The organism is Pseudomonas sp. BAV 4579 (assembly GCF_009765395.1).
In the GTDB taxonomy this organism is placed as follows: Bacteria; Pseudomonadota; Gammaproteobacteria; order Pseudomonadales; family Pseudomonadaceae; genus Chryseomonas; species Chryseomonas aestiva.
The window spans coordinates 59953-73572 of the sequence record NZ_WHOV01000025.1 but is presented as its reverse complement, the minus strand read 5'-3'; the positions used below and the strand labels follow the sequence as shown (position 1 = coordinate 73572).

The 13620-nt window shown below is 67.8% G+C and carries 9 protein-coding genes and 1 pseudogene; 9 read left to right on the top strand and 1 reads right to left on the bottom strand.

Annotation, left to right across the window (positions count from 1 at the left end; all coding sequences use genetic code 11):
• The first annotated feature begins 170 nt into the window (after nt 1-170).
• The 8 genes and pseudogenes from mreB to tldD all read left to right on the top strand — a co-directional run bounded on the left by mreB (nt 171) and on the right by tldD (nt 11477).
• Nucleotides 171-1208 (top strand): rod shape-determining protein MreB, encoded by a 1038-nt coding sequence (gene mreB, locus GSQ95_RS08010; protein WP_133859853.1) that lies wholly within the window; start codon nt 171-173, stop codon nt 1206-1208.
• An 87-nt stretch (nt 1209-1295) separates the two neighbouring features.
• Nucleotides 1296-2510 (top strand): rod shape-determining protein MreC, encoded by a 1215-nt coding sequence (gene mreC / locus GSQ95_RS08005; protein WP_158892305.1) that lies wholly within the window; start codon nt 1296-1298, stop codon nt 2508-2510.
• Complete coding sequence (gene mreD, locus GSQ95_RS08000) at nt 2510-2998, top strand: rod shape-determining protein MreD (RefSeq protein WP_158892209.1); 489 nt, start codon at nt 2510-2512, stop codon at nt 2996-2998. The genes mreC and mreD overlap by 1 nt, the downstream gene beginning before the upstream one ends.
• Nucleotides 2999-3060: 62 nt before the next feature.
• A pseudogene (locus GSQ95_RS07995) lies at nt 3061-3648 on the top strand (nucleoside triphosphate pyrophosphatase).
• A gap of 76 nt (nt 3649-3724) precedes the next feature.
• A complete protein-coding gene (rng, locus tag GSQ95_RS07990; RefSeq protein WP_158892211.1) occupies nt 3725-5179 on the top strand; it encodes a ribonuclease G in 1455 nt (484 codons plus the stop codon).
• A 12-nt stretch (nt 5180-5191) separates the two neighbouring features.
• Nucleotides 5192-9022 (top strand): YhdP family protein, encoded by a 3831-nt coding sequence (locus tag GSQ95_RS07985; protein WP_158892213.1) that lies wholly within the window; start codon nt 5192-5194, stop codon nt 9020-9022.
• 58 nt (nt 9023-9080) lie between these two features.
• A complete protein-coding gene (locus GSQ95_RS07980) occupies nt 9081-9920 on the top strand; it encodes a carbon-nitrogen hydrolase family protein (protein ID WP_158892215.1) in 840 nt (279 codons plus the stop codon).
• 111 nt (nt 9921-10031) lie between these two features.
• Nucleotides 10032-11477, top strand: a complete 1446-nt coding sequence (gene tldD / locus GSQ95_RS07975) for a metalloprotease TldD (protein WP_158892217.1) — start codon at nt 10032-10034, stop codon at nt 11475-11477.
• Nucleotides 11478-11512: 35 nt separating this feature from the next.
• Here tldD and yjgA read toward each other — a convergent pair whose 3' ends face one another.
• On the bottom strand, nt 11513-12037 hold the full coding sequence (gene yjgA / locus GSQ95_RS07970; RefSeq protein ID WP_133859845.1) for a ribosome biogenesis factor YjgA: 525 nt from the start codon (nt 12035-12037) through the stop codon (nt 11513-11515).
• 92 nt (nt 12038-12129) lie between these two features.
• On the opposite strand from yjgA, the gene pmbA reads away from it, so the two are divergent.
• The gene (gene pmbA / locus GSQ95_RS07965) at nt 12130-13479 is read left to right on the top strand and encodes a metalloprotease PmbA (protein WP_158892219.1); all 1350 of its coding nucleotides are present in this window, start codon (nt 12130-12132) and stop codon (nt 13477-13479) included.
• Nucleotides 13480-13620 lie beyond the last annotated feature (141 nt).

Below are 13620 nucleotides of genomic sequence, written 5' to 3'. Positions count from 1 at the left end.
TGGGCGGGTCGGGCGCCGCGTTGAACAGGGGCTTAACGGCCCGGAAAAGCTCTCAATCTAGCATATCGGCGCCTTGCCCTAAATCCCTGCGATTGTTAGAGTCTGCCGCACTTTTTTACCCGCACGTTTGTCCTGTCGCGTGCCTGCTTGTCACCGCCTAGGGTCACCTCATGTTCAAGAAATTGCGTGGCATGTTCTCCAGCGATCTGTCGATCGACCTGGGAACCGCCAACACCCTGATTTATGTCCGCGAGCGTGGCATCGTGCTCAACGAGCCGTCGGTCGTCGCCATCCGTACCCATGGCAACCAGAAGAGCGTCGTCGCCGTCGGTACCGACGCCAAGCGCATGCTCGGTCGGACGCCGGGCAACATTGCCGCCATCCGCCCGATGAAGGACGGCGTCATCGCCGACTTCAGCGTCTGCGAAAAGATGTTGCAGTACTTCATCAACAAGGTGCACGAGAACAGCTTCCTGCAGCCCAGTCCGCGGGTGCTGATCTGCGTGCCCTGCAAGTCGACCCAGGTCGAGCGCCGCGCCATTCGCGAATCCGCGCTGGGCGCGGGTGCCCGTGAGGTGTTCCTGATCGAGGAGCCGATGGCCGCGGCCATCGGTGCCGGTCTGCCGGTCGAGGAAGCCCATGGCTCCATGGTCGTCGACATCGGCGGCGGCACCACCGAGATCGCCCTGATCTCGCTGAACGGCGTGGTCTATGCCGAATCCGTCCGCGTCGGCGGCGATCGCTTCGACGAAGCCATCGTCACCTACGTGCGTCGCAACTACGGCAGCCTGATCGGCGAATCCACCGCCGAGCGCATCAAGCAGGAAATCGGTACCGCCTACCCGGGCGGCGAGGTCCGCGAGATCGACGTCCGTGGCCGCAACCTGGCCGAAGGCGTACCGCGCAGCTTCACCCTCAATTCCACCGAGGTGCTCGAAGCCATGCAGGAATCCCTGGCGACCATCGTCCAGGCGGTCAAGAGCTGCCTGGAGCAGTCGCCGCCGGAACTGGCCTCCGACATCGCCGAGCGTGGCCTGGTGCTGACCGGTGGTGGCGCCCTGCTACGCGACCTGGACAAGCTGCTGTCGCTGGAAACCGGGCTGCCAGTGATCGTCGCCGAAGACCCGCTGACCTGCGTGGCCCGTGGCGGCGGCAAGGCGCTGGACATGATGGATCGCCACGCCATGGACCTGCTGTCCACCGAATAAGGCAGTTCCAGGCTACAGGCCCCGCTCCGGCTGCCCCTGGCGGCCGGAGCGCCGGGCGCGTTCTGCGAGGAACTCACCATCAAGCCGATTTTCAGCAAAAGCCCGGCGCTGGGCATTCGTCTGCTGATCCTGGCCGCCCTTTCGGTGGGTGTCATGGTCACCGACGCGCGCTTCGACTACCTGAAACCGGTACGCAGCGAACTGGCGCTGGTCCTCTCGCCCCTCTATGAGGTGGCGGGTTTTCCCCTGCGCGCCTGGGAAGGCGTCAGCGACCAGTTTTCCAGCCGCACCGAACTGATGGCGGAAAACGAACGGCTCAAGGCCGAGCAACTGCTGCTGCAGCGCCGCCTGCAGAAACTCGCCGCCCTCACCGAGCAGAACGTGCGCCTGCGCGAGCTGCTCAATTCCGCCGCCCTGGTGGACGACAAGGTGCTGGTCGGCGAACTGATCGGCGTCGATCCCAATCCCTATACCCACCGCATCATCATCGACAAGGGCGCGAAGGACGGCGTCTTCGTCGGCCAGCCGGTGCTCGACGCCAGCGGCCTGATGGGCCAGGTGGTGGAGGTGATGCCCTATTCGGCGCGGGTGCTGCTGCTCACCGACGTGACCCACAGCATTCCGGTGCAGGTCAATCGCAACGGCCTGCGCGCCATCGCCGTCGGCACCGGCAATCCCGAGCGGCTGGAACTGCGCTATGTGGCCGACACCGCCGACATCAAGGAAGGCGACCTGCTGGTGAGTTCCGGCCTGGGCCAGCGCTTCCCGGCGGGCTATCCGGTGGCCACCGTCTCCAAGGTCATCCACGACTCGGGGCAACCCTTCGCCGTGGTGCGCGCCATTCCCACCGCCAAGCTCAATCGCAGTCGCTACATGCTGCTGGTGTTCAGCGATACCCGCACGCCGGAGCAGCGCGCCAACGACGCCGCCGAGGCCCAGGAAGCCGCCGATCGCCATGCGGCCCAGCGCCCGGCCGCGCCAGCGAATCCGCCGCCAGCCGGCGCCTCGGCTGCGCAGCCGGCGGCCGCCAATGTCACGCCGGCGCCCGCCGCCGGCACCGGCAGTCGCAGCGCGACGCCGGCCAAGCCGCCCGCGGGCCAGGGCAGCAGCCCGGTCCATTCCGCCACGCCGACCAAGCCGCCCGCGAACGCGAGTGGCAACGCGGCGCATCCGGCGGCGCCGGCCAAGCCACCGGTGCAGGGCGCGACCGCCACGCCGAGCCATCCGGCCGCTAACGCCACCCAACCGCAGCGCCGGGTCCAGCAACCCGCGCCGGAACTGCCCGACGAGGGTGATCGTTGATGGCGCTGCGTATCGGCCACAACGGGTGGGTGATCTGGCTCACCCTGTTGGTCGGGTTGCTGCTGTCCGTCGTGCCCATGCCCGAGTTCATGGAGATCGGCCGACCGCTATGGCTGGCGATGCTGCTGACCTTCTGGACCCTGATCCTGCCGCACCGCGTCGGCCTGTTCACCGCCTGGACGATGGGCATCGCCGAAGACGTCCTCTACGGCAACCTGCTGGGCCAGACCGCCCTGGTGCTGAGCCTGGTGGTCTTTCTGGTGCGCTCCCTGGCGCAGCGACTGCGGGCCTTTCCCATCTGGCAGCAGAGCTTCGTGCTGCTGGTGGTCTACGGCATCGCCCAGTTGCTGGCGCTGTGGCTCAATGCCCTGGCCGGCAGCCGGCCACCGACCCTGGTGTTTCTCACCCCCTCGCTGGTCAGCGCGCTGCTCTGGCCGTGGATCTATCTGCTGCTCCGCGGGCTGCGCCTCAGATTCGGCGTCAACTAGGCTGGTTTCACCCGCAACAGGCTGGCATTCTCCCGTCATCCCCCGCCGTCTGGTTGTTGTCGATGTCCCAGCTCTACCTCGCTTCCGCTTCGCCCCGCCGCGCCGAACTGCTCGAACAGATCGGCGTGGCCTTCCAGAAGGTCGTCGCAACGGTGGACGAAACCCCACATCCGGGGGAGGCGGCGGACGCCTATGTCGAACGCCTGGCGCGGGCCAAGGCAGCCATGGGCCGACAGGTGCTGGCCGGTGCCTCCGCCGGCTGCGTGCTGGGCGCCGATACCTGCGTGGTGCTCGATGACCAACTGCTCGGCAAACCCCGGGATCGTGCCGACGCCCTGGCCATGCTCGCCGCCCTCGGCGGACGCCGGCACCGGGTGGTGACCGGCGTCGCCGTCGCCGATGGCGAGCGCTGCCTGAGTCGCGTGGTGTCCGCCGAGGTGGAATTCCGCCCCCTGGCGCCCGGCGAGGCCGAACGCTATTGGGACACCGGCGAGCCGGCCGACAAGGCCGGCAGCTACGCCATCCAGGGCGCCGGCGCGGTCTTCGTGCGCGGCCTGACGGGTAGTTAAAGCGCCGTGGTAGGGCTGCCGCTGTGCGAGACCGCGGAACTGCTGAGCGCTTTCGCCATCCCTTGTTGGCGGTCTGTCTGACGGCCGAATATCCCGTGCTGAGGCGCCTGGCGCCACGGTCCCCTTTCTGCCCTTCCACGTTGTCCAAGAGTCCTCCATGAGCGAAGAGATCCTCATCAACATCACTCCCATGGAGTCCCGGGTCGCCGTCGTCGAAAACGGTGTACTGCAGGAAGTGCACGTCGAGCGCACCCTGAGACGCGGCATCGTCGGCAACATCTATCGCGGGCGGGTGGTGCGGGTGCTGCCGGGCATGCAGGCGGCCTTCATCGACATCGGCCTGGCGCGGGCGGCCTTCATCCATGCCGCCGAGATCTCCCAGCGCGAAGGTGCGGCGGTGGAAAGCATCAACGCCCTGGTACGCGAGGGTCAGACGCTGGTGGTGCAGGTCACCAAGGATCCCATAGGCACCAAGGGCGCCCGCCTCACCACCCACCTGTCGATCCCCTCGCGCTACCTGGTCTACATGCCGCGCACCTCTCACGTCGGCATCTCGCTGAAGATCGAGGACGAAGCCGAGCGCGAGCGGCTCAAGGCGATCATGGCGCGCTGCGTGGAGAGCGAGGGCATCGAGCACGAGGGCGGCTTCATCCTGCGCACCGCCGCCGAGGCGGCGCGCGAAGAAGACATCCTCGCCGACATTCGCTACCTGCGGCGGCTCTGGCAGCAGATCTCCGGCAACCTCCAGGGACCGGTGCCGGTGCCCATCTACGAAGACCTGACCCTGGCCCTGCGCGCCCTGCGCGATCTGGTCGGGCCGCGCACGGAAAAGATCCGCGTCGACAGTCGCGAGAATTTCCAGCGTATCGGCCAGTTCGTCGAGGAGCTGATGCCCGAGGTGGCGACGCGGCTGGAGCACTATCCGGGCGAGCGGCCGATCTTCGACCTCTATGGCGTGGAAGACGAGATCCAGAAGGCCCTGGAGCGCAAGGTACTGCTCAAGTCCGGTGGCTATCTGGTGATCGACCCCACCGAGGCCATGACCACCACCGACGTCAACACCGGCGCCTTCGTCGGCCATCGCAATCTGGAAGAGACCATCTTCAAGACCAATCTGGAGGCGGCCACCGCCATCGCCCGCCAGCTGCGGCTGCGCAATATCGGCGGCATCATCATCATCGACTTCATCGACATGGAAGACGAAGAGCACCAGCGCCAGGTGATCCGTACCCTGGAAAAGCAGCTCGAACGCGACCATGCCAAGACCAACATCATCGGCATCACCGAACTGGGCCTCTTGCAGATGACCCGCAAGCGCACCCGCGAAAGCCTGTCCCAGGTGCTCTGCGAGCCCTGCGCCAACTGCCAGGGACGCGGCATCCTGCGCACCGCCGAGACCATCTGCTACGAGATCTTCCGCGAGATCCTGCGCGAGGCGCGGGCCTACCAGGCCAATTCCTACCTGGTGCTGGCCAACCAGAAGGTGGTGGATCGGCTGCTGGACGAGGAATCGGGCAACGTCGCCGATCTCGAGGCCTTCATCGGCCGCACCGTCAAATTCCAGGTCGAGACCATGTATTCCCAGGAGCAGTACGATGTCGTGCTGCTCTAGGTCCGGGTCTTGATGTCCCTGCTCAAACGCGGCGCGCTGGGTCTGGCGCTGCTGCTGCTCGTCCTGTTGACGCTCTACCTCGGCCTGGGGCGGTTGCTCATGCCCTGGGTCGGCGAATACCGCAACGAAGTCGAGTCACGCGCTGCGGCGGCACTCGGCGAGCCGGTGCGCCTGGGCCGGCTCGAAGGACGCTGGGCCCGCTGGAATCCGGTGCTGATCCTGCGCGACCTGAGCCTGGGGCGCGGCGAGGGCATGGTGCAGCTGGATCACCTCCAGGTGGTGCCGGATGTCTTCGGCAGCCTCTGGCATCGCCAGCTGCGACTCAAGTCCGTGCAGGTTGATGGCGTCCATCTGGTCCTGCAGGAAGACGCCCAGGGGCACTGGCAATTGCGCGGCCTGCCGCCGCGGGCGCCGGATGCCAAGCCCTTCGATCCGGGTCCGCTGCTCGATGGCCTGGCGCGTCTGGGCCATGCCAGTCTGCTGGATAGCCAGCTCAGCCTGATTCCCCAGCAGGGTTCGCCGGTGACCCTGAGGTATGCCGAGGCCAGTCTGTCCCGGCAGCTCAGTGGCGCCCTGGAACTGGCGACCCGTTTCCGGCTGCCTGATGGCGGTACGGTCGCGGCGCACTTCACCGCCATGCCGCGTCCCGAGGACTGGCGTGCCAGCACCGTCGAAGGCTATCTCAGCCTGCCCGCCAGCGACTGGTCCCGCTGGGTGCCGGCGGCCCTGACCCGGCAGTGGCAACTGCGGCGTGCCCAGGCGGAAGGCGAGTTCTGGTTCGCCTGGACCGGAGGTCGACTGGAGCGTTCCCACCTGCGGCTGAAGGCGGATGAACTGACGCTCGCCTATGCCGACCATCCGCCGGTGCGCCTCCAGGCCCTGACCCTGGACGCCGACCAGCAGGCTGGCGACGCCAGCCAGTACCACGGGGCCCTGGCGCTCAAGGCCCAGCTCGACGGCCAGCCGCTGGAGGCCCGCTATGGCCTGGGCTATGACAGCAACGCCCAGCACCTGCAGGTGCGCGGCGACCAGCTGGATCTCAGGCAGGCCGCCAGGCTGGCGCGGGATCTGGCGCCCCTGCCGGCAGCGGTCGCCCAGGCACTCCAGGCCCTGGCGCCCCATGGCCAGCTGCGCAATCTCAATGCCGACTTCTATCCGCAGAAGCCGCTGCACGAGCGCCTTTCCTATGCGGCCAATCTGGAACGGGTGGGCTTTGCCGCCTATCACGGCGCTCCCGCCGCCGAGGGCGTCACCGGTAGCCTGAGCGGCAGCCTGGGCGGTGGCGAATTGCGCCTGGATACCACCGACTTCATGCTGCACCTGAGCGACCTCTTTCCCGAACCCTGGCGCTATCGCACCGCCAGGGCGCGGCTGACCTGGAGCCTCGACGACCAGCGCTTCACCCTGGGCAGTGCCCTGATGCAGGTCACCGGGCCGGAAGGCGCCGCCAGTGGCGACATGCATATCCAGCTCGGCCTGCATCCCGAGGTGGACAGCTACATGGACCTGCGCGTCGGCCTCAAGGATGGCGACGCCAGCTACACCCGCAAGTACCTGCCGACCAAACTGCCGGCCACGGATTTCAGCCCGGAGCTGGCCCAGTGGCTGAGCACCGCCATTGTCGGCGGGCGCATCGACGAGGGTATCTACCAGTACCAGGGATCGCTGCGCCATGGCTCGCCGGCGCATTCGCGCACCATGAGTCTGTTCTTCCGGGTGCACGACGCCCAGTTGGCCTATCAGCCCGGCTGGCCCGCCCTGCGCGAGGCCAGGGGCGATGTCTTCATCGAAAGCGACGGGGTCAAGGTGCAGGTCCCCGAAGGACGTATTCTCGACACCCGGGTGAGGGAGGTCGAGGCGCGCATCCCGCTGTTGCACGATGGCAGCGCGCCGCACCTGCGGCTCAGCGCGCGACTCGACAGCAGCGTGCGCGATGGACTGAAGATCCTCCAGGAAACGCCGCTGCCGACCGCCAAGGTCTTTGCCGGCTGGAAGGGCGAGGGCGCGCTCGCCAACAGCGGCTTGAACCTGGACATCCCCCTGGCCAAGGGGCAGCCACCGGTGGTGGTGGTCGAGCTGACGCCGGACAGGGCGCGCCTGGAACTGGCCGATCCCCCGCTGACCCTCACCGAGCTGCGCGGCAGTTTTCGCTACGACACCCGCAGCGGCCTCAGTGCCCCCGACATCCAGGCGCGGGTCTTCGATCAGCTCATTCGCGGGCAGGCCCTGGCCGAGGGCAAACCCGACGATCCGCGCACCCGGCTGGTGGTGGACGGCCGGGTCGACGTCGACCAGCTGGCGCGCTGGCTGGGCAGCGAAGGACGACCCATCCCGGCACGTGGCCTGCTCGGCTATCGCCTCGGCCTGACCCTGGCCGAGCACAGCGAACTGGCGGTCACCTCGGATCTGCGCGGGGTGACCATCGATCTGCCGGCGCCCTTCGGCAAGAACGCCGACGAGGCGCGTGACGGCTTCTTCAGCTTGGCGCTCAACGAGGGCGAGCGGCGGGTGGAGGCGACCTACAAGGGCCTCGCCGATGCCGTGCTGCTGCTCGATCCCAAGGCCATCGCCAAGGGCCGCGGCGAGATCGTGCTGGGCGGCGGCACCGCCAATCTGCCCGCCGCCGCCGGCTACGACCTGCGTGGGCAACTGGCGGAATTCGACCTGGCCGCCTGGCAGGACATCTACCAGCGCTATGGCAAGGCGGGGAGCGGCGGCAGTGCAGGGCAGGGCGGTGGCAACACCCTGGACGTCTCCAGCCTCGGGCGGGGCGATCTCAACTTCGGGCGCTTCCTGGCCTTCGGGCAACAGATCGACAACCTGCGCCTCACCTATGAACCCCAGGGCAGTGCCTGGCAGCTTGGCCTGGCCAGCCAGACCATCGCCGGCCAGGTACGCATCCCGCGTCAGACCGGCCAGCCGATCGACATCAACCTGCAGCACCTGCGCATCCCCCAGACGCCTGCGGACCCCTCGGTGGAAAGCGAGGCGCCGCGCCCCGATCCGCTGGCCGACGTCGATCCGCACAGCCTGCCGGCGCTGAATCTGGTCATCGATCGCCTGGAGCTGGGCGGCCGTCTGGTGGGTGCCCAGCGCCTGCAGCTCAGACCTTCGCCCTCAGGCGCCAACTTCAACGCCCTGGATCTCGACCTGCGGGGCCTAAAGGTGCAGGGCGCGCTGCGCTGGGAAGGCGCGCCAGGTGCAACCCACAGCTACTACCAGGGCCGCCTCGCCGGCGGCAATATCGCCGATATCCTGCTGGGCTGGAATTTCGCTTCCAGCGTCACCAGTCGCGATTTCCGCCTGGATGCCCGGGTCGACTGGCCCGGCTCGCCCGCCTATGTCGCCCTGGCCCGCCTCAACGGCAGCCTCGATGCCCGCTTCAATGACGGCCAGTTGCGCCAGGTGGAAGGCACGGCCTCGGCGCTGCGCATCTTCGGTCTGCTCAATTTCGAATCCATCCGCCGCCGCCTGCGGCTGGATTTCTCCGATCTGTTCGGCAAGGGCCTGAGCTATGACAGCATCACCGGGGTGCTCGACGCCCAGCAGGGTGCCTTCCGCACCCGCAAGCCCATCAGCCTCAGCGGGCCGGGTGCCGAGATGAGTCTGCAGGGCCTGCTGGACATGGCCAGCAACCGGGTCGATGCCAATCTCAAGGTCGGGCTGCCGCTCAGCAACTCCCTGCCGCTGGCCGCGCTGATCGCCGGGGCACCGGCCATCGGTGGCGCGCTGTTCATCGTCGATCGACTGATCGGCGATCGCATCACGCGCATGGCCAGCATCAACTACCACATCGAAGGCCCCTGGCAGAATCCGACCATGACCACGGGCAAGCGCGATTGAGCATTGCCCTGCGGCCGCACCGCTGCTTAGGATGGACGCTCCCTCCTGGAGTGCCTGCATGTCCATAGCCATCCTGCAGATGGTCAGCGGCCCCGCGGTGGCGGCCAATCTGCGCGCCGCCGAGCGACTGCTCGAACGCGCTGCCGGAGCGGGCGCGCGCCTGGCGGTGCTGCCGGAAAACTTCGTTGCCATTGGCCATCCGGCCCCCGCCGAACTGGCGCGGGCCGAGGCGCTGGGCCAGGGCGAGATCCTGCTCTGGCTCTCCAGTCGGGCGCGCGAACTGGGGCTCTGGTTGCTCGCCGGTACCCTGCCGCTGCTGCCCGACGGTGCCACCGAGGGCAAGCCCTGTGCCTGTTCGCTGCTGTTCGACGACCAAGGTCGCCGCGTCGCCCGTTACGACAAGCTGCACCTCTTCGATGCCGACGTCAGCGACAGCCAGGGCAGCTATCGCGAATCCGACCACTATGCCGCCGGTGAGACCCTCACGGTGGTGGACACCCCGGTCGGCCGCCTGGGCCTGAGCGTCTGCTACGACCTCCGCTTTCCCGAACTCTATAGCGCCCTGCGCGCTGCCGGTGCGGAGCTGATCAGCGCCCCCTCGGCCTTTACCGCGCCCACCGGCCAGGCCCATTGGGAGCTGCTGCTGCGCGCCCGGGCGGTGGAGACCCAGAGCTACCTGCTGGGCGCCGCCCAGGGCGGTGTCCACGCCAATGGCCGCACGACTTGGGGCCACGCCATGGCCGTGGATCCCTGGGGCGAGGTGCTCGCCGTCCAGGCCAGCGGCGAGGCCGTGCTGCTCATCGAGCGCGATGCCGAGCGCCAGGCCCAATTGCGCCAGCGAATGCCCGTCACCCAGCACCGCCGCTTCCTGCCGGCGCGCCTGGCCGAACGGCAATGACGGCCATTGGTCTTTTGCATCAGGGATCAGTCACTTCCGCGAGTAGGCTAGAGGTCACCTCGCGACCCTTTCATCGTTCCGACGCCCCCGGGGGCGTCGTCTGGAGTTTCCATGAGTGATTACCTAAATAGCGTCGGCTCGGCCCTGCTGGGCCCCGGCGGACTCGCGGTGGACGATCTGCAACCCGTGCTGCAGCGTCTGGCCGGGCCCGGCATCGACGCCGCCGACCTGTATTTCCAGAGCATCGTCTCCGAGTCCTGGCTGCTGGAAGACGGCATCGTCAAGGAAGGCGGCTTCCACCTCGACCAGGGCGTCGGGGTGCGGGCGCTGTCCGGCGAGAAGACCGGTTTCGCCTACAGCAACGCCATTACCGGCGAGGCCCTGGATCTGGCCGCCCAGGCCGCGCGTTCCATCTCCCGCAGCGGCGCCGAAGGCCAGGTCCAGGCGTTTCGTGCGGTAGAGCCAGCGCAGCGGCTCTATGGCCAGGACAACCCCCTCGAAGTGCTGGATCGCGCCACTAAGGTCACCTTCCTGAAGCAGCTGGACGAGGCGACCCGCGCCCTGGATCCGCGTATCCAGCAGGTCACCATCAGCCTGGCCGGGGTTTGGGAGCGCACCCTGGTGGCCGCGGTCGACGGCACCCTGGCGGCCGACGTACGCCCGCTGGTCCGCCTGGGCGTCAGTGTCATCGTCGAGCAGAACGGCCGCCGCGAGCGCGGCAACAGCGGCGGCGGCGGTCGCTGCGACTACCGCTATTTCCAGCGTGACGACCGCGCCCTGGGCTATGCCCGCGAAGCGGTGCGTCAGGCGCTGGTCAATCTCGAAGCCACCGCGGCCCCGGCGGGCACCCTGCCGGTGGTGCTGGGCGCCGGCTGGTCCGGCGTGCTGCTGCACGAGGCGGTCGGCCATGGCCTGGAAGGCGACTTCAACCGCAAGGGCAGCTCCAACTACAGCGGTCAGCTCGGTCGCCAGGTGGCGTCCTCGCTGTGCACCATCGTTGACGACGGTACCCTGCCGGATCGTCGCGGCTCCCTGTCCATCGACGACGAGGGCACGCCCAGCGGCTACAACGTGCTGATCGAGAACGGCATCCTCAAGGGCTACATGCAGGACAAGCTCAACGCCCGGCTGATGGGCGTGGCGCCCACCGGCAACGGTCGCCGCGAATCCTATGCGCACCTGCCCATGCCGCGCATGACCAACACCTACATGCTGGCCGGCCAGAGCGATCCGGCCGAGATCATCGCCTCGGTGGAGAAGGGCATCTATTGCGCCAGCCTGGGTGGCGGTCAGGTGGACATCACCAGCGGCAAGTTCGTCTTCACCACCAACGAGGCCTATCTGATCGAGAACGGCAAGCTCGGTCGCCCGGTGAAGGGCGCCACCCTGATCGGCAACGGCCCCGAGGTCATGAACCGGGTGTCCATGGTCGGCAACGACCTGGCGCTGGATGCGGGGGTAGGGACCTGCGGCAAGGACGGCCAGTCACTGCCGGTGGGTGTGGGTCAGCCGACCCTGAAGATCGATGCCATCACCGTGGGCGGCACCGGCGCCTGATGCGGGCGCCGGCCGTGGCCATCGCGGACAGAGACCTAGCGCAGACCGCGCTGGCTCTCGTCGAGGGTGCGGATGTACTTGAACACCTTGCGCGCCGCCGCCGGCGGCTTGTTGTGCGCGGCCTCGTGTTGGGCATGCCGCACCAGGCCGCGCAGATGCTGGCGGTCGGTTTCCGGATAGAGCGCCACGAAGGCTTCCAGGGCCTGGTCGCCCTCGGCGATCAGCCGGTCGCGCCAGCGCTCCAGGGCGTGGAAGCGCTCGTTGTACTGCCGCGTCGAGGTGTCCATCTGGTCAGCCAGCGCCAGGATGGCTTCCAGATCCTGGTCGCGCATCAGCTTGCCCAGGTACTGGACATGCCTTTTGCGCGCGATGTGCGTCTTGTGCTTGGGCGCCTCGGCCAGGGCCTTGCGCAGCGGATCGGTCAGCGGCAGGCGGTCCAGCTGCTCGGCCGGCAGACCGGCCAGGCGTTCGCCCAGATCCTGCAGCGCATGCAGCTCGCGCTTGACCTGTGTCTTGCTCTTTTCGCCCAGCGGCGCGTCGTCGTCGTAAGAATCAACCATGAACTATGGGGTCCAGCTAAGAATGGGCGCCATCATAACGAGTTGCCGCACGGTTGTCCGGCCTGGCCGGCGCCGTCCGTAAGGAGAACGTCATGAATCGCAACGCCGCCGTGGGTCCCGCTGCGCTCCCCGAATTGCGCGAACAGGTCGAGGCCATCCTGGCCGAGGCCCGGCGCCAGGGCGCCAGTGCCGGTGAAGTGGCCGTCTCGGTCGACCAGGGCCTGTCCACCTCGGTCCGCAAGGGCGAGGTGGAAACGGTCGAATTCAATCGCGACCAGGGCTTCGGCATCACCCTCTATGCCGGTCAGCGCAAGGGCTCGGCCAGTACCTCCGCCACCGGTCCCGAGGCGATCCGCGAAACGGTCGCGGCGGCCCTGGCCATTGCCAAGCACACCTCCGAGGATCCCTGCGCGGGCCTGGCCGACGCCGAGCTGATGGCGCGCGGCGAGTTGCCCGATCTCGATCTCTATCATCCCTGGGACATCACCCCCGAGCAGGCCATCGAGCAGGCCCTGGCCTGTGAGGCGGCGGCCTATGCCGCCGACAGTCGTATCGGCAACGCCGACGGCACCACCCTCAATACCCACCAGGGCTGTCGGGTGTACGGCAACAGCCACGGCTTCGTTGGCGGCTATGCCAGCACCCGCCACAGCCTGAGCTGCGTGATGATCGCCGGCAGTGGCGAGGCCATGCAGCGTGACTACTACTACGACGTCAACCGGATCGGCAGCGAGTTGATGAGTGCCAAGGAAATCGGCCGCCGCGCCGCCGAGCGCGCCGTGAGCCGCCTGGGCGCGCGGCCGGTGCCCACCGCCAAGGTCCCGGTGCTGTTTTCCCCGGAAATGGCGGCCGGTCTGTTCGGCACCTTTCTCGCCGCCATCTCCGGCGGCAACCTCTATCGCAAGTCGTCCTTCCTCGAAGGCGCCCTGGGCCAGCAGGTGTTTCCCGACTGGTTGACTCTGGACGAGCGGCCGCACCTGCTGCGCGCCCTGGGCAGTGCCGCCTTCGACGGCGAGGGCCTGGCCACCTACGCCAAGCCCTTCGTCGAGAATGGCCGGCTGGTGTCCTATGTGCTCGGCAGCTACTCCGCGCGCAAGCTGGGCATGCAGAGCACGGCCAATGCCGGCGGCGTGCACAACCTCCATGTCAGCCATGGCACGGCGGACCAGGCCGAACTGATCCGGCAGATGGGTACCGGCTTCCTGGTCACGGAAATGATGGGGCAGGGCACCAACCTGGTCACCGGCGACTATTCCCGTGGCGCTGGCGGCTTCTGGATCGAGAATGGCGAGATCCAGTTTCCGGTCCAGGAGGTCACCATCGCTGGGCGGCTGGGCGACATGTTCCGCCAGATCCTGGCGGTGGGCAGCGACGTGGAACGCCGCGGCAGTCTGCGCACCGGCTCGGTGTTGATCGATGGCATGACCCTGGCGGGCAGCTAGTGCAGCTCACCGCAGACGTCGTGGAAAGGAAAATCCTGTCGAACGGGAGACAGCCCACCCCGTTACTCGTTAGTATCCTAGCAATGCACTAGGACATAGCCGTGCGGTCGAATCTGCTGACCGGACGGCCCCGGCTTCAGA